14 protein-coding genes are annotated in these 23,427 nt (G+C 68.9%); 8 read left to right on the top strand and 6 right to left on the bottom strand.

Features of this window, described 5'->3' with window-relative positions; all coding sequences use genetic code 11:
• The first annotated feature begins 224 nt into the window (after positions 1-224).
• Complete coding sequence (locus N440_RS09150) at positions 225-12,620, top strand: filamentous haemagglutinin family protein (RefSeq protein WP_133934841.1); 12,396 nt, start codon at positions 225-227, stop codon at positions 12,618-12,620.
• A 219-nt stretch (positions 12,621-12,839) separates the two neighbouring features.
• On the opposite strand, the gene N440_RS09145 is transcribed toward N440_RS09150, so the two are convergent.
• Genes N440_RS09145 through gspH form a run of 3 tightly spaced genes read right to left on the bottom strand, consistent with a single transcriptional unit; the run spans position 12,840 to position 14,256 of the window.
• The gene (locus tag N440_RS09145; protein ID WP_049457027.1) at positions 12,840-13,454 is read right to left on the bottom strand and encodes a prepilin-type N-terminal cleavage/methylation domain-containing protein; all 615 of its coding nucleotides are present in this window, start codon (positions 13,452-13,454) and stop codon (positions 12,840-12,842) included.
• Complete coding sequence (gene gspI, locus N440_RS09140; protein WP_133934840.1) at positions 13,451-13,813, bottom strand: type II secretion system minor pseudopilin GspI; 363 nt, start codon at positions 13,811-13,813, stop codon at positions 13,451-13,453. The genes N440_RS09145 and gspI overlap by 4 nt, the downstream gene beginning before the upstream one ends.
• Complete coding sequence (gene gspH, locus N440_RS09135) at positions 13,810-14,256, bottom strand: type II secretion system minor pseudopilin GspH (RefSeq protein ID WP_133936010.1); 447 nt, start codon at positions 14,254-14,256, stop codon at positions 13,810-13,812. Before gspH ends, gspI begins: the two co-directional genes overlap by 4 nt.
• A gap of 103 nt (positions 14,257-14,359) precedes the next feature.
• Between gspH and N440_RS09130 the strand changes: the two genes are divergently transcribed.
• The gene (locus tag N440_RS09130) at positions 14,360-14,833 is read left to right on the top strand and encodes a general secretion pathway protein (protein ID WP_208322803.1); all 474 of its coding nucleotides are present in this window, start codon (positions 14,360-14,362) and stop codon (positions 14,831-14,833) included.
• 34 nt (positions 14,834-14,867) lie between these two features.
• On the opposite strand, the gene N440_RS09125 is transcribed toward N440_RS09130, so the two are convergent.
• A complete protein-coding gene (locus N440_RS09125; RefSeq protein ID WP_133934838.1) occupies positions 14,868-15,203 on the bottom strand; it encodes a hypothetical protein in 336 nt (111 codons plus the stop codon).
• A 201-nt stretch (positions 15,204-15,404) separates the two neighbouring features.
• Between N440_RS09125 and N440_RS09120 the strand changes: the two genes are divergently transcribed.
• The 6 genes from N440_RS09120 (at position 15,405) to N440_RS09095 (ending at position 22,183) form a co-directional block, all read left to right on the top strand.
• Positions 15,405-17,018, top strand: coding sequence for a ShlB/FhaC/HecB family hemolysin secretion/activation protein (locus N440_RS09120; RefSeq protein WP_133934837.1), 1,614 nt, complete (start codon positions 15,405-15,407; stop codon positions 17,016-17,018).
• Positions 17,019-17,056: 38 nt separating this feature from the next.
• The gene (locus tag N440_RS09115; protein WP_133934836.1) at positions 17,057-18,841 is read left to right on the top strand and encodes a MotA/TolQ/ExbB proton channel family protein; all 1,785 of its coding nucleotides are present in this window, start codon (positions 17,057-17,059) and stop codon (positions 18,839-18,841) included.
• A gap of 10 nt (positions 18,842-18,851) precedes the next feature.
• Positions 18,852-19,265, top strand: a complete 414-nt coding sequence (locus N440_RS09110) for a biopolymer transporter ExbD (protein ID WP_005409874.1) — start codon at positions 18,852-18,854, stop codon at positions 19,263-19,265.
• 39 nt (positions 19,266-19,304) lie between these two features.
• Positions 19,305-19,967: a cell envelope integrity protein TolA gene (locus N440_RS09105; protein ID WP_053449910.1), complete on the top strand. Its 663-nt coding sequence runs from the start codon at positions 19,305-19,307 to the stop codon at positions 19,965-19,967.
• Between the two features lie 42 nt (positions 19,968-20,009).
• Positions 20,010-21,755: a putative porin gene (locus tag N440_RS09100; RefSeq protein WP_133934835.1), complete on the top strand. Its 1,746-nt coding sequence runs from the start codon at positions 20,010-20,012 to the stop codon at positions 21,753-21,755.
• A gap of 98 nt (positions 21,756-21,853) precedes the next feature.
• Positions 21,854-22,183 (top strand): hypothetical protein, encoded by a 330-nt coding sequence (locus tag N440_RS09095; protein WP_008264586.1) that lies wholly within the window; start codon positions 21,854-21,856, stop codon positions 22,181-22,183.
• Between the two features lie 28 nt (positions 22,184-22,211).
• On the opposite strand, the gene N440_RS09090 is transcribed toward N440_RS09095, so the two are convergent.
• Both N440_RS09090 and N440_RS09085 read right to left on the bottom strand, forming a co-directional pair.
• A complete protein-coding gene (locus N440_RS09090; RefSeq protein ID WP_133934834.1) occupies positions 22,212-22,610 on the bottom strand; it encodes an OsmC family protein in 399 nt (132 codons plus the stop codon).
• Between the two features lie 61 nt (positions 22,611-22,671).
• On the bottom strand, positions 22,672-23,352 hold the full coding sequence (locus N440_RS09085; RefSeq protein WP_133934833.1) for an isochorismatase family protein: 681 nt from the start codon (positions 23,350-23,352) through the stop codon (positions 22,672-22,674).
• Positions 23,353-23,427 lie beyond the last annotated feature (75 nt).

The raw sequence follows: 23,427 nt of genomic DNA, 5'->3' as shown, positions 1-23,427 counted from the left end.
ACGCAGTGCTTTAACCGAGCGCCGGCCGTGAGGCCGGCGCTCTCTTGCGTGTGGCTGCCGGCCCCGGACCGGGCAGGCATCCGGCCCATTCCTGCACCGGCGGCGCTGTCTTTTGATGTCGGCTTCACGCAGCCGTCCCCGTCTTACAGAAGCAGGGCGCGTGCCGCCCGATCCTTCAGAGCGCGCCGTGATCGCGGCCGCCCAACCAGGTTGACGAGGTTCAGATGTCGCATCCGCTCACGACCGCTTCGCGCCCGTCCACGCTGCGCCGCAGCCACCCGATGGCCTGGGCCGTCGCCGTCGCGCTTGGCACGGTGGTGGCGCCGGCCAGCCAGGCCCAGCAGGCCTTCAGCCCCGCCTGGTTTGCCGACCGCGGTGCGGCCCAGGGCGCGGCCGCGCAGAGTGGACGCATGCCCAGCGGGGTGCCGATCCAGTTCCAGCTGCCCGCGCAGCAGCAGGATGCGGCCCGCCAGCAGCTGCAGCAGTCGATCGACAACCTGGGGACCGCCGCACAGGCCATCGCGCTGCAGCAGCGGCTGCAGCAGGAAGCCAGGCAGGCCCGGCGTGACGCGGGATTCGTGGTGGCCGACGGGCTGGGCAAGGACGGCCTGAAGGTGGATGAGAACCCGCTGACGCGGGGCTGGACCAACGCGCGTGAGGCCATCCAGGCGCAGGGCGCCGACGGCCGCGTGCAGGTCACCATCGAACAGACCGCGGACAAGGCGATCCTGAACTGGGAGACCTTCAACATTGGTGCCAACACCACGTTGAACGTCCTGCAGAACGCCGACTGGGCGGTGTTGAACCGGGTCAACGATCCCAACGCGCGGCCCAGCCAGATCCTCGGCCAGCTGAAGGCCGACGGCAGCGTGTTCGTGGTCAACCGCAACGGCGTGATCTTCGGCAGCAACGGCCAGGTGAACGTGCGCAACCTGGTGGCGGCGGCCGCGCGGATCAGCGACACGCAGTTCCGTGACGAAGGCCTGTACAGCGTCAACGCCAGTTCGGATGCGCTGACCGAGGCGTTCGGCAAGGTGATGGTGGAGCGTGGTGCGCGCATCGCCACCCATGAGCCCACCACGGCCACGCGCGGGGGCGGCTATGTCCTGCTGGCAGGGCGCAGCGTGGAGAATGCCGGCCAGATCGACACCCGCAAGGGACAGACCCAGCTCGCCGCCGGCGACAGCTTCGTGATACGGCGTGGCGTGGGCACGGCTCAGAACACGTCCTCCACCACCGGTGGCAACGAAATCGCGCCGCGCTTCGTGGCAGGCAGCACGGCAGGCGATGTGCGCAACAGCGGCCTGATCCAGGCACGCGAAGGCGACATCACGCTGGCCGGACGCCATGTCGAGCAGGCCGGCGTTGCGGTTGCCACCAGCACCCTGAACCAGCGCGGCACCGTGCACCTGCTCACCTCCGCCAGCGATGGCAAGGCCAGCGTGACCCTCGGCCGCGATGCCACCACGGCCATCCTGCTTGAGGACGATGGCAAGACCACCGCGCTCGACAGCCAGCGCCAGGCGCTGCTGAACGAGTCGTCGGCCCAGGACAAGGTGCGCAGTACCGCTGCACAGGGCGCGTTCGACAACCTGTCGCGGCTGCAGGATCGGCGTGACCAGTCGCGCGTGGAAATCGTCTCTGGTGGCACGGTCGAGGCCCAGGCCGGGTCGCTGACCCTGGCGACCGGTGGCCAGATCGTGGTCGACGCACGCCAGCGCACGCTGCTGGGCGATGGCGCACGCGTGGATGTATCCGGTGCCACCGGGGTGAAGGTGGCGATGGAGAGCAACCAGCTGGAAATCAACGTGCAGGGCAACGAACTGCGCGATGCCCCGGACGTACGCGATGCCGGCACGCTCAACAGCAGCCGGGTCTGGGTCGACCGGCGCGGCCTGATCTACGTGCCGGCCGGTACCGGCGGCCATGAGGGCGAGCGCTGGTATGCCGGTGGAGGGCTGCTGGAAGTGAGTGGCTACCTGGGCAACCAGCGCCACTCCATCGGCGAATGGGCCGCGCAGGGCGGCACCGTGCAGCTTGCCGGCAGTGAAGTGGTCAGCGCCGCGGGTTCGCGGATCAACCTGTCCGGCGGCAGCCTCGATGTGGCCAGCGGCATGCTCAAGGAGAGCTGGCTGCGCGGCAACGATGGACAGATGTATCGCCTGGACGACGCGCCGGTGGATCGTGGATTCGCCGGCCTGTATCGCGGTTTTGAAGTGGAACAGGCGCGCTGGGGCATCACCGAGGCCTGGCGCAATCCGTTGATCGGCAATGAATCGCGTTACGAGAACGGCTACACGGTGGGGCGCGATGCCGGGCGGCTGCTGGTTTCGGCGCCGACCGCGGTGCTCGAGGGGCAGATCGATACTGCCGTATTCAATGGCGTGCGGCAGACGCGGGCACCGGGCAGCAGCACCGATGGCTACGTGCAGTCGCAGACGGCGGTGGCACGTGGCGCGCAGCTGTGGCTGGGGCGCTACGACGGTACCGGCCGCAATGCGGTGTTCGACTCGCAGGTGCGTATCGGCACGCCTCCGGCGGCCACCGCCCGCTGGAGCCTGCAGGGCGCGCTGGATGAGAGCCGGCGCAACACCGTCTGGCTCGATGGTGCACAGTTGAGCGCGCAGCAGTGGGGCCGGCTGGACCTGGCGACGGCAGGTGGCATCCGCATCGACGGCGAACTGGCGCTTGCCGATGGTGGGCAGCTGAACCTGGTCGGTGGCCGCGTCGACATCAACGGCCAGGTCCGGATTGCCGGGGGCGGTCTGACCGCCAGCAATCTTCTCGCCGACGCCACCGGCCGCATGCAGGTGGTGCAGGCCAACGGTCGTGGTGTGGTCACATTGGGCGAAGCGGCGGTGATCGACCTGGACGGCCGCTGGGCAAACCAGCGCCTGGACGGTGGCGCCGGCAGCGCGCAGGCGTGGATCAACGGCGGTCGCGTGAACCTGGAAAGCAGCCATGATGTGTCGTTGGCCGCAGGCAGTCGCATCAGTGTGGATGCGGGGGGACGCGTCGACCTGCAGGGCAAGGCCCGCGCAGGCAAGGGCGGTGACATCGCCCTGCTGGCCGACAGCAGCCAGGTGACCACCGACGGCAGTGGGCGCTTGCAGCTGGACGGGCAGATCAGCGGCATGGGCAGCAGCGGTGCCGGCACCCTGCAGCTGGCGACCGGAGGCAAGGTGAGGTTGGCTGACCGGGCCCGCGACGATGGCAGCCTGTGGCTGTCGCCGACGCTGCTGCGCAGCGGATTCGGCCAGTACGACATCAACGGCCATGCCGGGCTTGAGGTGGCCGATGGCACCCGGCTGGACGTGCGCGCACCGACGTTGCGCGTGCGCCAGGCCGCTGCCGATGCAGCGACCGCAGGCGAAGGCCTGGAGGCCTGGACGGCACCGCTGTATGCCTTCGACCCGGGCAGCGGGTCGGTTACCCAGCGGCAGGGCGCAAGCGTGCTGCTGCGCTCGCAGCGCAATACGCTGGGCGGTGATGTAAGGATCGGCAACAACGCGGTCGTGCAGGTCGATGCCGGACAGTCGATCGAGCTGCGCGGCGGTGGCAACATCGACGTGGCCGGTGCACTGATCGCCAAGGCAGGCAGCATCCGCCTCGACGATGTCCGCGACAACCAGCAGCGCTACCAGATCGGCGGCACCCCGTTGCGCTATCGCATCGGCAGCAACGCGCTGCTGGATGTGTCCGGCGACAGCTTCGCCGCGGAGGACGCTGCAGGTCGCCGCCAGGGCGTGCTGCATTCGGGTGGCAGCATCGGGATCGGCGGTACGCTGGACTGGGAGTCGCGCGACGCGCTGGAGAACCGCCCGCCGGATGCCTTCGTGGTGGTGGAGCGGGGCGCGGTTCTGGATGCGTCCGGTAGCCGTGAGACGCTGACAGTGGATGGCAGTGGCACCCGTTCCGTGGCCAGCGACGGCGGCACGATCGTGCTGCGCTCGGCCAATGGCCTGTACCTGGATGGCACGTTGCGGGCGGCGGCCGGTGGCGTGGGCGCGCAGGGCGGCACGCTGGGCGTGGCCTTCGGCGGTGGGGTGTACGAGCGCCGGGCGGGGGCTGCGGAGCTTGGCCCGCGTGCAATCACCCTGGTGCAGCAGTCCAGCGATGCAGCCCCCGGCTCGTCCACGCCATTGCAGCACGGGCACGCCGAGCTGTCGGCGGCACAGGTGCAGGCCGGTGGCTTCGACCATCTTTCGGTGTTCGGCGATCTTCGCGCCGAAGGCAATGTCGACCTGCGCGTGGGACAGAGCCTGCGCTTGTACGGGCTGAGCGATGCCGCGATGGGCATGGCCACGGGCAGCGCGGCGGGAACGGCCTTGCACGTGCAGGCGCCTTATGTGCGCCTTGCGCAGGCACGCTGGTTCCGTGACACCTCGGACAATCCCTTTGTGGCGCCGGTGGCAGCCCGTGCCGATGCCGGTGACCACAGTTTCAGCGCCTCGGCGCAGGTGCTGGACGTACGCGATACGGTCGATCTGGCCGGCTTCGGCAGCGCCCACCTTGCCAGCAGCGGCGACCTGCGGCTGCTGGCGAAAGTCAGTGGCAACAGCAACTTCTTCGATACCCAGCTGCTGGCGCCGTCGAGCCTGGACATCACGGCCGCACAGATCTATCCGGTTGCCGGGACCAAGGGCCGCATCGCGGTATCGATCTACGATGTGCTGGGTGGACAGAACAACTGGACCGATGCCAAGGGCGTGCTTCGCATCCATGGCACCGGCGCCACGCCACCTGCGGCCGATTCGGTGTTCGGTTCGCTGGCGTTGGTTGCCGCCACGGTCGAGCAGGGAGGCGTCGTGCGCGCGCCGCTGGGACAGCTGGTGATCGGCGGCCTGGGCCCAGGCAATGTCGCGTCGCGTATCACGCTGTTGCCCGGCAGTGTGACCTCAAGCAGCGCCGCCGGCCTCAGCGTTCCCTTCGGTGGCACCGTGGATGGACAGCGCTGGCGCCTGAACGGCAAGGATGTCAGCCCCAGCCTGGTGGGCATGATCAACACCGTGGATACGGTGGGTGTCGACCTGCACGCCAACAGTGTCGACATCCAGGCCGGTGCGCTGCTGGACCTGTCCGGTGGCGGCACGCTGACCGGCGCAGGGTTCGTCAGTGGCCGCAGCGGCTCGGTGGACGTGCGCAGCCACGCACTGCGTGACGCCAATCCGGCCTACACCTTCAGCGCCAGCAGCAACGCGGTGTACGCCATTGTTCCGTCCTACCGCAACGGCATCGCGCCGCTGGGCCTGGCCGACGGCAGCACCGACCCGGGCATCGGCCAGCGCATCACGGTGCCTGACGGGGTGCCGGGCCTGGCGGCGGGCACCTATACGTTGCTGCCGGCGTCCTACGCGCTGCAGCCAGGCGCGTTCCGGGTGGAAGTGGGCGCGCAGGGCACGCAGCAGGCGCTGGCCACCGCCACCGGAACCGGCTCGTGGAAAGTCAGCGGCCAGCAGGCGCAGGGGCTTGCGCCTTCCGCATCGCCGTTGTGGACGGACCTGGTGCTGACCCCGGCCGACGTGGTGCGCCGCCACTCCGGCTACAACGAAACTGGCTACAACGCGTTCGTGCAGGACGATGCGGCGCGCCGCGGCATCGCGCGTGGCATGCAGTCGGTGGACGCCGGCACGCTGCGGCTGACGCTGGGCGCAGGTGCAGGCCTGGGCACCACAGACGCACTGCGCATGCAGGGCATGACACGTTTCGCGGCCGAGGCTGGCAGCAAGGGCTTCGGCGGTACGGTGTCGGTGGTCGGCAATGGTGGCCCGAGCACGCTGGAAGTGCTGGGTGCAGGCCAGCGCGCCAGCGCGGGCAGCATGGCGGCCATTTTCGCCGACGCGCTCACGGCGTTGCAGCCCTCGCGCCTGATGGTCGGTGTGACCCTGCGTCCGGACGCCACTCTGCCCGGCACGTTGAACGTGAGATCGGAAGACGGCGGCGTGCTGGTTCGTTCCGGTGCAACGCTGAGCGCCCCCGAGGTGATCCTGGGCGCAGCAGCCGGTGGCGCGGGCGTGGTGATCGAGCAGGGCGCCGTGATCAGTACGGTCGGGCGTGGAAAGCCCGGCTACGACGCCACCGATGGCTACCTGATGAAGCTCGATGCGATCACGGGCGTGCTGGCCGTGTCCAACGGCCAGACCAACCTGCTGTCGGGAGGCGCGGCGGCCCGCGTTGCAATCGATGTGGGCGCCTGCCGCAGCGACAGCTGCACCGGGCAGACCCGGTTGCTGTCCGAGGGCAGCATCAATGTCAGTACCGAGGGCGGGTTCCAGCTGCGCGACAATGTCAGCTATGGCACACGCCGGTTGGGCCTGTCGATGACCGCCATCAACCTCGGTGATGCTGCATCGCTGCAGGCGATGGCCGCACAGGGTGCGCTGCCGCAGGGGCTGGCGCTGAACCAGCAGACCCTGCAGCAGCTGCTGCGGGGCAATACCGCGCTTGGCACGCCCGCGCTGGAGACACTGAGCCTGTCCGCGCGCGACGCAATCAATGTATTCGGCAGCGTGGACCTGGACACCCGCAATCCGGCCACCGGCAACAGCAGCCTGCGCGAGCTGGTGCTGGGGGCGCCGGCGATCCATGGCTACGGCAAGGCCGGTGACCAGGCCCGCATCTATGCCGACACGCTGGTATGGGATGGCACACAGGCGGTGTCGACGGTGCTGACCGACGGTACCCCGCAGGCGCCGGGCGCGGCGATGGTCGATCGGCTCGGCCATGGACAGCTCGAGCTCAACACCCGCTCGCTGATCCTCGGACGCGCGCCCTATACACGCCCCAGTTCGGAAGTGCCGGCCAACCGCCAGGTGCTCGGGTTCGACGGCGTCTCGCTGCGGGCCACGCAGCAGGTGCAGTTCGCCGGCAAGGGCACGCTGGACGTCTACCAGGGGCAGGGCGCCTACCAGGCCGGCACGGGCTGGCAGTACAGCGGCGGCGCACTGGACATCCAGGCACCGCTGCTGACCGGCGCGGCCGGAAGCACCCTGCAGGTACGCAGCGGGGGGGATCTGCGCATCAGCGGCGCCGGCCAGACCCAGGGGCACGACGCGCTGGGCGCCGAACTGGGGCTGCAGGCACGCAACATCCTGATCGACTCCGCCGTGGCGCTGGCCTCGGGCCGCCTGCAGGCCAGGGCGGATGGCGACGTGGTGCTGGGCAGCAACGCCCGCATCGACCTGGCCGGGCGCCGCATCCGCATGGACGATCTGGACAAGTACAGCTGGGGTGGCGACGTTGAACTCACCGCGCGCCAGGGCAACGTGCTGGCCGCCGCTGGTTCGAGCATCGACGTCTCGGCATCGAACAACCGCGCAGGCCGGATCACCGCCAATGCGCTGGGCGAAAACGCGGGTCGCATCGAGCTGGCCGGGACCCTGCGTGGCAGCGCGAGTGGTCGCCAGGCCACCGGTGGCAGCACGGTGCCCTATGACAGCGGCGAACTGGTGCTGCGCGCGCAGCAGCTTTCCGACTTCGCCGGCTTGAACCGCCAGCTGGATGCGGGCGGCTTCTTCGGTACCCGCAGCTTCCAGCTCAAGCAGGGCGACCTGACCGTGACCGACACGCTGAAGGCGCGCAACGTTGCGCTCAGCATCGACGGCGGCAGCCTGCATGTGCTCGGCACCATCGACGCCAGCGGAGAGCAGGTGGGAAGCATCCGCCTGGCCGCGCGTGACCGCCTGCAGGTGGATGGGCTGCTGGATGCACACGGCAGCGCGCTGCGGGTGGACAGCTACGGCAAGATCATCGACAGCAGCAACCGTGCGCTGGTGGAGCTGGGCAGCCGCGACGGCGAGGTGGTGCTGGGCAGTGCCGCGCGGGTTGACCTGCGCAGTGGCACCGCGGTTGCACAGGGCACCGCGCCCGGCCAGAACGATGGCGTCGCACGAGGCACCTTCACCCTCAATGTGCCGCGACGGGGTACCGACGATGCAGCAGTGCGCGCCGAGTCCGGTGCGTCGGTCACCGGCGCGCGGGATGTGCTGGTCAATGCCTTCCGGCGCTATACCGACGCGCCGCTGGCAGCAACGCCGGACGTCAATGGCCATCGGCCGCAGCTGGTCACCCAGCAATGGCTGGACACGGTGGTCGATCCGCACAACCAGGCATGGATGAACGCCGCCCTCGGCAATGCCGATCTGGCGGCGCGCACTGCGGCACTGGGCAAGGTACGCCTGCGGCCCGGCGTGGAGATCGTGGGCCAGGTGTCGGCCGACAATCCCACCGGCAACCTGACCGTGCGCGGCGACCTGGACCTGTCCGGCTACCGCTATGGCCCGCAGGCCAATCGCAATGACCCCCTGCGTCGTGGATTCGGCGAGTCGGCTGCGCTGGTGCTGCGTGCAGCGGGCGACCTCAGCATCTACGGCAGCATCAATGATGGTTTCGCGCCGCCCCCGGCCAATCCCGATGAGTCGGGCTGGATGCTCGGAGAGACGGCCGATGCCAATACGCTGCGCATCACGCCGCTTGGCGGCGACATCGTGGTGCCCATCGATGGCGTGACGCTGCAGGCCGCGACACGGTTCCCGAAGGGCGCGGTGCTGAACTACGCGATCCCGGTCACGCAGACCGATGTGCCCGCCGGCACCGTGCTGCCGGCGGAGATGCGGCTGGGCGCCCTCCTGCTGCTGGCGGCGGGCACGGTGCTGCCGGCAGCCGTCACCCTCGCCGACGGCACCGTGCTGGCCGCGGGCAGCCTGCTGCAGCAGCCGTTGCAGCTGGCTGCCGGTGATCGGCTGGGCGCCGGCTTCCGGCTCGCCTCGAAAGCAACGCTGGCGGCGCAGCTCTGGCCGGCAGGCGCGGCGTTGCCGGAGGCCATGGAGTTGTCCGGCGCGGTTGCACTGGCACCGGGCTCGCTGATTCCGTCGATGACCGCGGTGAAGCTGCCCGGCGGCAAGCCGGTCAACCTGCGGCCGGCCGATGCCAACGGCAGGCAGGGCCGCAACTGGGCGTTGGCGGCAATGTTGCCGGAAGGCACCACGTCGTGGGATGTCACTGCCGTGGCCGGTGCCGATACGTCGGCCGCCGATCCGCGCCTGCGCCGGCTGGATGCCAAGGGCGACCTGATCCTGGCCGACAGCCACTATGGAACGATCGGCACCGTGCAGAAGACCAGCGAGTGGATCGGCGAGCGGGTGCTCACCCTGGATGGCGCGCTTGCGCTGATCGGTGATCCCTCCTACGCCAATCGACCGTTGAAGGAAGTGGCCGAAGAACTGGGCGTCGACGAGCAGACCCTGTGCGACGCCGGCGAAGGCTTCTGCGGCCTGGCCCCGCGCCTGGTGGCCAAGCAGGCCTCGCTGGACCTGGTGGGCGACGAGTCGGCGGTGGGCATGTCGGCGAAGGAATTCGCCGAGATCTTCGGCATGACCGAAGAAAGCTTCTGCGCGATCACCAACTACTGCTATGGCGGTGGCGAACTGATCGAGAAGACGATCTATGGCTCGAAGTTGGGCACGCCGTTGTGGAGTGTGCTGCGCACCGGCAAGGGCGACCTGCAGTTGTTGGCCGGCCGCGACGTGCGGATGATGTCGGGCTTCGGTGTGTACACCGCCGGCGCCCCGACATCGCTCGGCAACGGGCGCGATGCAGCGTTCAATCCGGGCCGGGCGCCGGCACCGGGGCTGTCCACCGTGCTTGGGCCGACCGATGCGGACGGGCGCTATGCAGCCGCCTTGGGGGCATGGCAGGCCTGGTATCCGGACCAGGGCGGAAACCTGACCGTTTCCGCGGGCCGCGACATCCGTGGCGACCTGTGGGACAGCGCCGGCCAGGTCGGATTCGATGTCACGCCGCGCAGCCAGAGCGAAGGCGCGGGCTTTGCCCCCAGCGCAGTGGGCAACTGGCTGTGGCGCCAGGGCAGCCCGGGCGTGGCCGGGGCGCCGCCCACGGCGACCAGCTGGTGGGTGAACTTCGGCAGCTACACCAGCCTCCCGACGCTTACCGGTGCGCGCATGGTGGGCTTCATGGGCTTCGGCACACTGGGTGGCGGCAACCTCACCCTCGAGGCCGGCCGTGACGCGGGCGTAGCCAGCGGAACCGTGGTCAATTCACTGGCACGCCATTCGTCCGGCGTGGTGGCAGCGGTGGGCTCGACCGGGCGCGTCGAGGCCGACGGTACGCTGCACCTGACCGGTGGCGGCGACCTGGCGGTGCGCCTGGGTGGCGCGCTGAATCCGAACCTTGCACTGGCAACCAGCGATCCATCATTGAACCAGCCCAACCTGCCGCTCAGTGGTGCGCTGGTGAACCTGCGCGGTCGCATGCAGCTGGACGCGGCACGCATCGGTGGCATGGTCACCAATGTGGCGCACTACGTGGCGCCGTACAGCGGCCTGAGGCAGGAAGATCCGTTCCGCGCGCAGCTGGGCGATGCCATGGGCGGGCCGGTGCTGGTGCTGGGTGACGCGGTGGCGACCCTGCAGTCACGAGGCGACCTGGTGCTGGCCGGCGTGGCCGATGCCGGCCGGGTACCGGTGCCCAGCTACAACGCACTGGCGCTGGGCGATGGCCGCACCGCCGCTTCCAGCAGCTGGTTCTCGCTGTGGACCGCCAATACCGCGGTGGACCTGATCTCGGCCGGTGGCGACCTCGCACCTGGCCAGCAGAGGGGAACCGTGATGGCCACCGCCGAGTCCGGCGAACTGTTCGCCGAGGCGGTGAAGCAACGTGGCGGTGCCGATCTTCGCTACTGGCTGTATCCCTCGCAGCTGCGGATGCTGGCCGCCAGCGGCAGCATCCGCCTTGCGGAAACATCGACCACGGGCGGTGATGCGCGCGATGTGCTGCTGACCGCACCCTCGGCACGCGGTTCGCTGGAAGTGCTGGCGATGGACTCGATCCTGGTGCCGATGCGCGGTGCCGACATCAGCAGCTCCGGCGCCGATGTGCGCTTGCCGTCGCCGTTCGCACCGGCCTTCACCGCCGAGGTGGGCGCCACGGTGATCGGCAACGCTTCGGTGGATGGCGTGGCAGGCAATCCGCGCGCCTCGCTGCCGCTGTTCACGTTCGGCCCGAATGCGCCGCTGGCGCGGGAACTGCGCGAAGGCACCAACGCGCCGAATCGATTCTATGCAGTGCGGGGTGACATCGTCGGCCTGAGGACCGGTGGGCAGTGGACGCTGGACAATGCCATGGGCACGCGCAGCCTGCTCAACTGGAGCGATCTTTCCGCCCCGGTGCAGGTGCGCGCCGGTGGCGACATCCTGGTGTCCAGCATCGGCGCGATGAACACCACTGCCACCGACATCACCGTGGTGCAGGCCGGGCGCGATGTGGTGCGCAGTACGGTGCACGTGGCCGGACCGGGCAACGTTGATGTCAGCGCGGGTCGCCAGCTCCGCTTCGAGGACGCGGGCAGCGTGACCACCACCGGCGGCCTGATCCAGGGCGACACCCGGCCGGGTGCCAGCGTGTCCTTGACTGCTGGCGACCAGCACATCGCCTTCGATGCCGTGCGTGCGCGCTACCTGGGGGCTGCCAATCTTGCCGATCCTGCGCAGCCGCTGGCATCGCAGCCGGGGAAGGTGGCCAAGGTCTACGACGCCGAACTGAAGCAGTGGCTGTCGCAGCGGTTCGGCATGCGCGTCGACGACGGCTCCGCGCTGGCCGCCTTCGATGCGCTGCCGAAGGAGCAGCAGCACATCTTCCTGCGCCAGGTCTTCTATGCCGAACTGCGAGAGGGTGGCCGCGAGTACAACGATGCCGAGGGACCGCGCTTCGGCTCCTACCTGCGCGGGCGCGAAGCCATCGCCACCCTGATGCCGGACAAGGATGCGAACGGTGCGATCCTCGACCGGACCGGCGACATCGTGATGTTCGGTGGCTCCGGCGTGCGTACCGAGGCCGGTGGCAACATCGAGCTGCTGGCGCCGGGCGGCCAGATCGTACTGGGCGTGGCGGGCGAGGTTCCGCCTGCCAGTTCCGGCCTGATCACCCAGGGGCGCGGGGATATCCGGCTGTTCAGCCAGGACAGCGTGCTGCTGGGGCTGTCGCGGGTGATGACCACCTTCGGCGGTGACATCCTGGGCTGGTCGGAGCAGGGCAACATCAACGCCGGGCGCGGCTCGCGCACCACGCTGCTGTACACCCCGCCGCGCCGCGTCTACGACCGCTGGGGCAACGTCGTGCTGTCACCGCTGGCGCCTGCGACCGGCGCCGGCTTTGCCACCCTGAATCCAATTCCGGAAGTGCCGGCCGGCGACGTCGACCTGATCGCACCGCTGGGCACCATCGACGCGGGCGAGGCGGGCATCCGCGTCTCGGGCAATATCAACCTGGCCGCACTGCAGGTGCTCAATGCCGCCAACATCCAGGTGCAGGGAGAGAGCAAGGGCCTGCCGGTGCTGGCCACGGTGAACGTCAACGCGCTGGCGGCAGCCAGTGCAGCGGCAAACAGTGCCAGCCAGGCTGCACAGGACGTGATGCGCAAGAGCCAGGACGACGCACGGCGCAACCAGCCGTCGGTGATCAGCGTGCAGATCCTCGGCTTCGGCAGTGGCACCAGCAGCATCCAGCCGCCGGCGCGTGGCAACACCGCCAGCAGTGGCTACGACGACAACAGCGCCTTCCAGTTCCCGCAGGCCAGGCGCGACGAAGGCAAGCAGCGCCGCTGAGCATCGATCGGCGCAGCAGACGGCAGCATCGGGCCAGCCGCCATGGAAAGGTGGCGGCCCCAGCCAGGACGGCACGGAGGGCAGGGAGCGGCCATCAGCGGTGAGGACCACCGACACGGCGCCGCCGGGTGCAGGAGTGCGCCCGGCGGCAGAAGGGCAGTGCATCGTTGCCTGCCAGTAGATCCACGCCATGCGTGGATGCATCAGCCGCGAGACATCCTAAAACCCCAGCACCCGCCGATAGCTCAACGCACCGCGCCCGTCGCGCAGCTCCAGTCGCAGCTCCAGGCCGGTGGCCGGCAACACATCGCCTTCGCCCGGCAACGACGCCCAGCCCGCCCCGGGCTGCCACGCACGCACCTCGAAGCGCTGCACCGCGCGTGCCACCACAATGCCCTTCGACGGCTCGGGTGCGGGCAGCGGGTAACGATCAGTGGCAGCGCCGCTGGCCCGCCACACCGTGTCCCCCTGCCGCCACCAGCGCACGCGCTGCCAGCGCAGTCCGTCGCTGCCCACGCTGCGGGTGATTTCCAGCGCGAAACTCCCATCCGGATGGCGTTCGCTGACCAGCGAGGGCGGCAGCAACCGTTGCGGCTGATCCGCCGGACGCACCGCGCCGTTCATCAGCGCATCATCGGCCCGCATCTCGACATCGCGCTGGAACTGCTGCAGCGCGCGCAATGCATGGGTGGTCTCCGCATCGGCCTGGCGCAGGCGCTGGTCGCTGCTGGCCACGCTGTCGATGGCCCGCCAGCAGATCAGTGCCAGCACGCCCATGATGGTGATCGCGATCATCACTTCAATCAGGGTGAAGCCATGCACCGGGCGCTTCATGGCGTTGCCGTCCAGGGCAGCTGCATCCGTGCCAGCGACTGCCGCGGGGCCTGTTCGGCCACCACGCTCAGTTCCAGCTGCGGCTGCCCATCCGCCCCGGTGCCCAGATGCTGCAGCACCAGGAACCGGCTGCGCCCCTGCAGGCAGCGCTGGCGTACCTCCTGCGGTACCTGTCCGGCCAGGCGCAGTTCCTGCCATCGATCCTGCGCACACATCAGGGCCAGCCGACGGTCGCGCAGGCGCGACTGATCGTCGGTGGCGACCGCGACCGATCGCATCACCGCGGCCAGGGCAATCGACACGATCGCCAGTGCGATCAGCACTTCGATCAGGGTGAATCCGCGCGGGTTCCGTTTCACTGCACGACCTGCAACTGTCCGCTGCCATCATCACGAAGACGCAGCTGGCGACCGTCCAGCGACAGCCGCACTTCCCAGGCAACGCCGATCCATTCCGGGCTCAATTCGATGGCGGTGGCCGGCTGCACCGAAATGCCGGCGGCCTGCCACGTCTGCGGCCGCAGCAGGTCGTCGCGCTCCATGTCCACCCAGCGGCTGCCTTCGCGGCGGCTGAAATGGTAACCGTCGGCGTTCGCCTGCCAGCGCACGGTGTTGCCATCGATGCGGGCCTCGTCGCGCGCAACCTGCAGGCGTTGCGCCAGCCGCTCGGCCTCCTGCCGCAGCTGCCGCGCCGGGTCGAGCAGGCTGCCCAGGCCCAGGCCGATGCCGGCCGTGCAGATGCCGATGATCACCAGCACCACCATCAGTTCCAGCAGAGTGAAGCCACGCGGAATGTGCAGCATCGACATTGCCTCCGGTCCTTGCCGATGCCTGCCAGCGTATGCGCGCATGATGAAACAAAAGCGTCAGCGCCAGCTGCTAGCGTGGGCGGACACGAACGTGGCGATGGTGCAGGACATGGACAGGCGCTGGGATCGCAATCGGCTGTTGACCGCGCTGGCAGCGACGCTGCTGCTGGCGGTGGTGGCCTACTGGACGGTGACCCTGTCTGCCGTCGCGCCAGCGGCGGTGGCCAGCGAGGCGCCTGCCGAGGCCGCTGTGCGGCCGATGTTCGCAGCGGCGGCCAGCCTGCCCCTGGTGCGCCTGCTTTCGCCCGGCGCCGTCCAGACCGAAGTGGTGGTGTTGGGCGTGATGGCCGGCGACCATTCGCCGCTGGCCCTGCTTTCGGTCGATGGCCGTCCTGCGGCAGCGTACGCCCCCGGCCAGCGGCTGGGGCCCTGCACGGTGCTGGCCAGCATCGGCGCCAGCACGGTGGAACTGAACCAGGCCGGGCAGTCGCGCAGCCTGCCGGTGCCGGAGCTGCCACCGGTGCCGACGGATGGCATCGTGCCGGCCGCTGCGCAGGGCGACGCCCCGTAGCGCCGAGCCCACGCTTGGCTGCAGATGCACGGGCTCAGCGCGCCGGACGCTGCGGCACCACCGAACGACCAAAGGCATCGCCCATGCGCTGCCGCGTGCCTTCCAGGTTGTACTGCATCAGCTGGTTGCCAGGCTGCCGCATCAGGCGCTCGGCTTCGGGCCGGGCCGGTGACTTCGCCTGTTTCGGCGCCGGTGCCAGCTTGCGCTGCAGGCAATCCCAGGCAGGGATGCGCTCGCCGTTGACCTGCACTTCGATGCACGGTGCGGCATCGTCCTGCTGCTTCGCTTCCCCGGCGTGGAGCGCTGGCACCACCAGCAGCAGTGCCAGGGCGAGGGCAGGGCGCAGGCCCGTCTTCAATGAACTGCTCATCTCGAATCTCCTGCGGCAACCGGTGTTCTTCAGCGAAGACGTATGGCGAAGGCAGTGTCCGCCCGCGAGGGTTCCGGCGCTGTCAAAAGATGACAGGGCTGTCACAAAACTGTTGGCGGCTTTGACGCGACGTGCACGTCCTGTTGGTAGATCCACGCTCCGCTCCATGGCCATTCCCTTCGATACGACGCGATGCCTTCGATGACTCCTGTTCCGTCCCGAGCCGTCCGCCTTCCGCTGCGCCTGCATCCGTTGGTGCTGGCGCTGGCCATGATGCCGCTGCCGTTGTTCGCACAGCAGGCGCCCGCGCCCAGCGTGAACATCAACGAATACATCGTGCGCGGCAACACCGTGCTCGATCCGCGCCAGATCGAACGTGCAGTGGAGCCGTTCCTCGGCCCGGGCAAGACCCTGGCCGATGTCGAGAAGGCGCGCGATGCGGTCAATGCGCTGTACCAGCAGGCCGGTTACCAGTCGGTCTACGTTGAACTGCCGGAACAGCAGGTCAGTGGCGGCGTGGTACTGCTGAAGGTGCAGCAGACGCCGATCGGCCAGCTGCGCGTGGTCGGCACGAAGCACGAGTCGCCCGAACGCATCCGCGAGCGCGTGCCGGCGCTGGCCGAAGGCAAGGTGCCCGATTTCGAGCAGGCGCAGAAGGAACTGACCGCGCTCAACGAAGGCGGGCGCCGGCAGGTGATGCCACTGGTGCGCGAAGGCCAGGTGCCCGGCACCATGGACGTGGACCTGCAGGTTGAAGAGAAGTCGCCGTGGCGGATCAGCGCGGCACTGAACAACGATCGCAGCGCCGATACCGAGAAGCTGCGCCTGAGCACCTCGCTGGCCTACGACAACCTGTGGCAGCGCGGGCACAGCGTCAACGTCGGCGTGTACCTGGCGCCGCAGGACACCCAGCAGGCCAAGGTGTTCTCGGCGTCGTACATGATGCCGTTCGAAGGCACGCCCTGGAGCCTGGAAGCTTCCGGCTACAAGTCCGACAGCCGGGTGCTGAATGCCGGCGCGCAGGTCGGCACCGGGTCCGGCACCAACGTGATCGGCAATGGCCATTCGATCGGCCTCAAGCTCAACTATCGCCTGGCCGGCAGCCGCCAGTGGTGGCGCCAGCTCAGCCTCGGTGTGGACTTCAAGGACACCGAGGAAGACACGCAGATGGAAAAGGGCAGCCTGAAGACGCCGTTGAAGTACGCGCCGATCACCCTCGCGTTCGTCGGCGTGCGCCAGGGCGAGCAGGACCAGTTGAGCATCAATACCCAGCTGGTGGCCGGCACCCGCCGCCTGCTGGGCTACGGCAGCGATGCCACTGCATTCGGGCAGAAGCGATTCTGGGCCGATCCGAGTTTCGTGGCCTTCAAGGCCGACGTGGCCAACACCCATACCTTCGGCAGCGACTGGCAGTGGTATGCGCGCGGCTCGCTGCAGGTGACCGACGCGCCGCTGGTGTCGGCCGAACAGTTCGCCGCCGGCGGCATGTACACCGTGCGCGGCTATCTGTCGGCCGAGGCGATCGGCGACTACGGCGGCCTGGCCAGCCTGGAATGGCGCACGCCGGCGTGGTCGCTGTGGAGCGGCACCGACCTGCGCGTCTACAGCTTTGCCGACGCGGCCTACCTGCGCCTGCGCCAGCCGCTGCCCGATCAGCGTGACAAGTACAACCTGGCCTCGGTCGGCCTGGGCGCGCAGCTGCGCCTGGGCGAACACCTGCAGCTGCGCCTGGACTACGCCTGGCCCTACGCCGACGGCCCGGTCACGCGCAAGGACGACCCGCGCCTGCATTTCAACATCAGCACCAGTTACTGACCCTTCCCTTGAACATGCGTTCTCCGGAGACCCTTCGCATGGACCGTTTGCTTTCCCGAGTGTTGTTGCTGCTGGCCGCGCTAGTGGCGCTGCCCGCCGCTGCGGCCGATGCCAATTGGTGGCAGGCCGAATGGAAGTACCGCAAGCCGATCACCGTCGACGCCGGCCCGCAGGGCGCCGGCCTGGCCGGTGACCCGGGCCGCACGCCGCTGCTGCTGCGCCTGCATACCGGCAACTTCGGCTTCGATGGCACCCAGGATGCGGGCAGCGACCTGCGTTTCGTCTCGGGCGATGGCCGCACCGTGCTTGCCCACCAGATCGAACAGTTCGATCCCAAGCTCGGCCTGGCACTGGTCTGGGTCGATGTGCCGGCGGTGAGTGCCGCGGCGCCGCAGACGATCTGGATGTACTACGGCAACGACAAGGCCCCGGCCAGCGGCAATGGCCAGCAGGTGTTCGACCCGGACTACACGCTGGTCTACCACTTCGCCGAAGCCAATGCCCCGGCCCGCGATACCACCGCCTATGGCAACAATGCCGGGGCCGTGGTGCCGCCGTCCGAAGGCTCGGTGATCGGCCGTGGCGTGCAGCTCGGCGGCGGTCCGCTGCCGCTGCCGGCCAGCGCCTCGCTGGCGCAGCAGGCGGGCGCGCCGTTGACCGTTTCCGCGTGGATCAAGCCGGGCAGCAACAGTGCCGCACAAGCGATCTATGCCCGCCGCGACGGTGCGGCCGAGCTGGTGCTCGGCATCGAGAACCGGGTGCCGTTCGTGCAGCTCAACGGCCAGCGCAGCACGCCTGCGCAGCCGATTCCGGAAGGGCAGTGGGCGCATGTCGCGCTGACCGCAGAGAAGGGGGCGCTGCAGCTGTACCTCAATGGGCGCGTGGTCGCCCAGCTCAGTGGCGATCTGCCGGCCCTGAACACCGCCGCCGTGGTGGGCGCCGATGCTGCGGGTGCGGCGCAGCCGCTGGCCAACTTCGAAGGTGCGCTGGATGAGCTGCGCATCTCGCGGGTGGCGCGCCCGGCGGCGCTGCTGCTGGCCGATGCCACCGCGCAGGGCGCCGATTCGCGCCTGATCAGCTACGGTGCCGACGAGCAGTCGGCCGGGCAGAGCCACTTCGGTTTCATCCTCAAGGCGATGCCGTTCGACGCCTGGGTGGTGGTGGCCATCCTTGGCCTGATGATGCTGCTGTCGTGGGCGATCATGATCGCCAAGAGCCGCCACTTTGGCCGCACCAGCAGGGCCAATGCCGTGTTTACCGAGAGCTTCGGCAAGCTGTCCGGTGTGCCGCTGCGCACCCTGTCCGACATGGATCGCCAGGGCAAGGCACCGACCGCCATGCACGAGGGTTCGCTGTGGCGCATCTACCAGGTCGCCATCGATGAAATGCAACAGCGCCACCAGCGTGATGGCAACAGCGGCTACCTCAGCGCGGCCACCATCGCCGCCATCCGCGCCTCGATGGATGCGGTGATGGTGCGCGAGCAGGAAGGCATGGCGCGGCGCATGAACTGGCTGTCGACCACCATTGAAGGCGCACCGTATGTGGGCCTGTTCGGCACCGTCATCGGCATCATGCTGGTGTTCGTGGTGGCGGCGATGGCCGGCGCGGTGGACATCAACTCGGTGGCGCCGGGCATGGCTGCGGCGTTGCTGTGTACCGCGGCTGGCCTCGGTGTCGCGATCCCGGCCCTGTTCGGCTACAACTACCTGGGGGCGCGCGCCGAGGCGATCGGCGCGGACATGGCGGTGTTCATCGACGAATTCGCCGCGCGCCTGGCTGAAGAGCAGGACGGGCGCGGCCCGGCCGCGGTCCAGGGCTGAGGGGCGCGCCATGGGCCAGAAGGCGAAGTTCGGCATCAAGAAGCGCGAGAAGGGCATCAACGTGACGCCCTTCGTCGACGTGCTGCTGGTGGTGCTGGTGATCTTCATCCTGACCAGCAACGCCTCCATCCCCGGTATCGAGGTCAACCTGCCGAAGGCCAGCAACAGCGTGGCGCTGGAGAAGCCGAAAACCAAGGCGATCACCATCGACCCCAGCGGCCAGGTGTTCCTCGATGCCTACCCGGTGACGATGGCTGAACTGGAAGACCGCCTGCGCACCGAACGTGCGACCACGCCGGACTTCCCGGTGATCGTGCGCGGCGATGCGCAGGTGCAGTACGCGCGCGTGGTCGAGGTGCTGGACCTGCTGCGGCGGCTGGAGCTGGCCCAGGTCGGGCTGGTCACCGGCAAGGCGCAGGGCTGAGGCATGACGGCCCATCAACCCCCTCGGCCGGAGCCCGGCATGCGCGGTCGCCAGCTGCTGGTGACCGTGGCGCTGGTGCTGGCCGCGCTGTTGGTGCTCGGCATCGCGGTGTGGTGGCTGCTGTTCAAGGACACCGCCAGTACCCGCAGGCCGGTGGTGCAGCCGCCGATGCTGGCGCTGCCGCCCCCTCCGCCACCGCCTCCGCCCCCACCGGAAAAGCCGCCCGAGCCGGAAACGCCGGAAGAAACGGTCCCCGAGCCCGAGCCGCTGGATCAGCCGACCCCGGCGGAAGAACCGACGCCGACCCCGGACAACGCCGACCCGGTAACGATGAATGCCGACGCGCAGGCCGGCGGCGACAACTTCGGTATCCAGTCCGGCACAGGCGGCGGCACCTCCGGCGTCGGCCGCGGCGGTGCCGGCAATGCCACCTACGGGCGCTACCTCGGCTACCTGATGCAGCAGGCGATCGCGCGCGACGACAAGGTCAAGCGCCTGGCGTTCCAGCTGCAGGTGAATGTGTGGCTGGCCGCCGATGGCCGCCTGGAAAAGGTCGAGCTGGTGCGCGGCAGTGGCAACGAGGAGGCCGATGCGGCCGTGCTCGATGCGCTGCGTCGCATCGGCAAGGTCGACCAGGCACCGCCGCCGTCGCTCGATTTCCCCGCCCGCGTCCTGATCCAGGGCCGCCGGCCCGGGGCCTGATTCCCGACTTCCGTGATTTCCACTCTTTCGATGAGAACCGTGATGAACGACCACGACCGCGCACGAACCGACTCCCGCCGCCCGCGGCCGGCCCGACGGGCGCTGCTGTGCTGCGCCGTGCTGCTCAGCCTGGCGGCCCCGGCCGGTGCGATGGCCGCAGAAACCACCATGGTCAAGCTGATCAAGGGCCTGATCGCCAGCGGCGCGCTGAAACCCGAAGACGGCCAGGCACTGTTGGTGCAGGCCGAAGCCGAAGCGGCCGCCGCCCAACGCACCGCCGCCAGCGGTAGTGCGGCCGCCAGCGGCGGCGTGGCCCTGGAAGCCGGCGACGTGCGCGTGCCTTACGTGCCGCAGAGCGTGCGCGACGGCATCCGTGACGAGGTGCGCCAGGATGTGATGGCGCAAGCGAAATCGGAAGGCTGGGCGGCGCCGAACGAAGTGGCCGAATGGACCAAGCGCATCAAGGTCACCGGTGACATGCGCGTGCGCAGCGAATCGCGCTTCTATTCCGAGCGCAACAGCGACATCGTGAGCAACTGGCCGGCGATCAATTCCGGCAATGGCTTCGATACCAACACCAACACCAACCTGCAGCTGCCGCCGCTGCTGAACAGCCGCCAGGACCGCCGCAACCTGTGGCGCATCCGTGCCCGCCTGGGCATCGAAGCGACCATCGGCCAGCACACCACCGCCGGCGTGCGCCTGGCCAGCGGCAGCAGCAATGGCCCGGTGTCGACCACCGAACAACTGGGCGGTGGCCTGAGCAAGAAGGATGTGTGGCTGGACCAGGCCTGGCTGGCCTACAGCCCGGCGGACTGGGTGACGGTGCGCGGTGGCCGCTTCGGCAATCCGTTCTGGACCAGCGATACGCTGTTCTCCAACGACCTGAACTTCGACGGCCTGGCCGCCAACCTGAAGTACGACTTCGACGGCGGTGACCTCGACCTGTTCGGCAACCTGGCGGTGGTGCCGCTGGAGTACACCTCCGACAGTTCACCCAGCCAGAGCCGGGTCAAGACCCCGAACGAGAACAAGTGGCTGTCCGGTGCGCAGGTGGGCGTGAACTGGCGCTTCAACGATGACAACACGCTGCGCGCGGCGCTGGGCTACTACGACTTCAAGAACATCAGCGGTCGCCTGTCTTCGCCGTGCGCACTGTATGCAGGTGCGGTGGGCTGCGATACCGACTGGTCACGCCCGGCCTTCATGCAGAAGGGCAACACCCTGATGCTGATCCGCGACATCGCGCGCAATCCGCTGGACCCGGCCAACACGCCCACCCCGCAGTACGTCGGCCTGGCCTCGGCGTTCCGCCTGGCCACGCTGAACCTGCGCTGGGATACGCAGCTGGCGCAGGGCATCGGCCTGCGCCTGGACGGTGACTACATCCGCAACCTGGCCTACGACAAGCAGGCGATGTTCAGCCGTGCCAACAATGGCATCGTCAACAACTACGACGCGGGCGGCACCGCCAGCATCAACACCTTCCACAGCGGCGATACCGCGTGGATGGTGCAGGCCACCTTCGGTGCCACCGAGCTGAGGAAGAAGGGCCAGTGGCAGGCACTGCTGGGCTACAAGCACATCGACGCCGATGCGCTGCCGGATGCCTACAACGACCCCAACTTCCACCTGGGCGGCACCAACGCCCGCGGCTACTACGTGGGCGGTGCCTACGCGCTGGATGCGCGCAGCTGGATCAGCGGCAAGTGGATGGCGGCCAAGGAAGTGTCCGGTGCGCCGCTGTCGATCGACGTGTTCCAGCTGGAGTTCAATACCGGCTTCTAGCCGGATCGCGTGATGCAGATCACGCCGGGTGTGGCGGGGGCGCAGCGATGCGCCCGTCTAAGGAAAGGAGACCACGCGTTGCACCAAAGGAGAAGTGGATGAGCCGTCGCAAGCTGTTTGAAAGTCCTGAGCCGTCCAGCCAGGTGCTGGGTATCGGGCCGGCCTATGTATCGGTGGAAGGGCTGCGCCAGCATCTGGCGGAGTTCCTGCTGTATGCCGGCCGGCCGGTGGTGATCATGCGCGGGCGCAGCGAAGTGGGCTACTTCCTGCCGGCGCGCTGCTGGCGCCAGCGCGATGATGATCCGCTGGCGGCGGCCGCCGCCGACCAGCTGCTGGATGCGGCCGGTTTCCAGGCCGAGGACATCCAGCAGGTGGAGCAGGAGTTCAACGCCATGCGCCAGCGCACCGTGCTGCATTCACGGCGCTGAAGTAGATCCACGCCACGCGTGGATGGGGTTACGCCGCACCCCCACGCTCACTGGTGATGCGTGCACCCTCGCGCATCACCAGGGTCACCGGGGTCTTCTCCACCACCTCCAGCAAGCGCTGCCACTGTGCATCGCTCAGCTCCGCGCTGGCATGCAGGACGCGGTGCACGTGGAAGCGTCCCTCCTCGTCACGCTCGGAGCGTAGTTCGGCATGGAACTCACCCAGTTCCCAGCCCTTGCGCTGCGCGTACATGCGCAGGGTGATGGCGGTGCAGGCCGCCAGCGAGGCCAGGTACAGGTCGAACGGGGCGAAGCCCTTGCCCTGGCCGCCCAGCGTTGCGGGCTCGTCCGCATCGACATCGAAGCTGCCATTGCTGATGTGGTGCAGGTAGTTGTCGCCGGTTGAAACAATGCGTGCGTAGGCCATGGGGATCTCCTCTGTAGCGCCGGGCCGTGCCCGACGCGTTGGACTCTACCGCCTTGCGCGCTCAGCTGCGCTGCGAATCCAGCGGCTCGTGGTTCTTCTGCACGTCCTGCGCCTTCAGGTAGCTCTCGATCAGCAGCTGGTAGTTCGGGAAGATCTTCGTGTAGACCTCGGCCCACTGCTGCGCATCGTCGCGGTTCCAGCTGCGCTGGATCTCCGAGGCCACCGCGGCGGTGTCCATCGGCACCACGCCTGCCTGTACCACGCGCGCCAGGGTGATCTCCTCGGCCATCTTCGAATAGGTGCCCGAGGCATCGATCACCGCGAACACCTGGTAGCCATCGGCGGCGGCGGCGATCGACGGGAAGGCCATGCACACGCTGGTGATGGTGCCGGCGATGATCAGCTGTCTGCGGCCAGTGGCCTTCACGGCGGCAACGAATTCGGGATTGTCCCAGGCATTGATCTCGCCCTTGCGCGCCACGTACTGCGCATGCGGCGCTGCGTCGTGGATCTCCGGGATCAGCGGGCCATTCGGGCCCTGCGGCACCGAGGCGGTGGTGATCACCGGCATCCGGGCCAGCGTGGCCATCTTCGCCAGTGCAGTGGCGTGCGCGCGCACGGTGCTGAACGGCATGTCCGCGATGGTCTGGAACAGGCCGCTCTGGTGGTCGATCAGCAGCATCGCGGCGTTGTCCGGATCGATCACCGGGCGTGCGCCGTTGAAGTTGGCGGGGGTACTCATGGTCAGTCTCCTGTGGGGGAAGGGCCGGTGGTGGCCCGTTGGCGCGGCGGGTGATTGCCCGCCGCGCGGAAGCGC

This window comes from Stenotrophomonas sp. CC22-02 (assembly GCF_004365115.1).
Classification (GTDB): domain Bacteria; phylum Pseudomonadota; class Gammaproteobacteria; order Xanthomonadales; family Xanthomonadaceae; genus Stenotrophomonas; species Stenotrophomonas forensis.
This window is presented reverse-complemented; position numbering and strand designations above follow the sequence as displayed.

Coding starts and splice junctions, on each gene's coding strand:
- N440_RS09110 (WP_005409874.1), top strand. CDS start 18,852: ATGGGCCAGAAGGCGAAGTTCGGCATCAAGAAGCGCGAGAAGGGCATC.
- N440_RS09120 (WP_133934837.1), top strand. CDS start 15,405: ATGACTCCTGTTCCGTCCCGAGCCGTCCGCCTTCCGCTGCGCCTGCAT.
- N440_RS09125 (WP_133934838.1), bottom strand. CDS start 15,203: ATGAGCAGTTCATTGAAGACGGGCCTGCGCCCTGCCCTCGCCCTGGCA.
- N440_RS09085 (WP_133934833.1), bottom strand. CDS start 23,352: ATGAGTACCCCCGCCAACTTCAACGGCGCACGCCCGGTGATCGATCCG.
- N440_RS09115 (WP_133934836.1), top strand. CDS start 17,057: ATGGACCGTTTGCTTTCCCGAGTGTTGTTGCTGCTGGCCGCGCTAGTG.
- N440_RS09095 (WP_008264586.1), top strand. CDS start 21,854: ATGAGCCGTCGCAAGCTGTTTGAAAGTCCTGAGCCGTCCAGCCAGGTG.
- gspH (WP_133936010.1), bottom strand. CDS start 14,256: ATGCTGCACATTCCGCGTGGCTTCACTCTGCTGGAACTGATGGTGGTG.
- N440_RS09090 (WP_133934834.1), bottom strand. CDS start 22,610: ATGGCCTACGCACGCATTGTTTCAACCGGCGACAACTACCTGCACCAC.
- N440_RS09150 (WP_133934841.1), top strand. CDS start 225: ATGTCGCATCCGCTCACGACCGCTTCGCGCCCGTCCACGCTGCGCCGC.
- N440_RS09130 (WP_208322803.1), top strand. CDS start 14,360: ATGGTGCAGGACATGGACAGGCGCTGGGATCGCAATCGGCTGTTGACC.
- N440_RS09145 (WP_049457027.1), bottom strand. CDS start 13,454: ATGAAGCGCCCGGTGCATGGCTTCACCCTGATTGAAGTGATGATCGCG.
- N440_RS09100 (WP_133934835.1), top strand. CDS start 20,010: ATGAACGACCACGACCGCGCACGAACCGACTCCCGCCGCCCGCGGCCG.
- N440_RS09105 (WP_053449910.1), top strand. CDS start 19,305: ATGCGCGGTCGCCAGCTGCTGGTGACCGTGGCGCTGGTGCTGGCCGCG.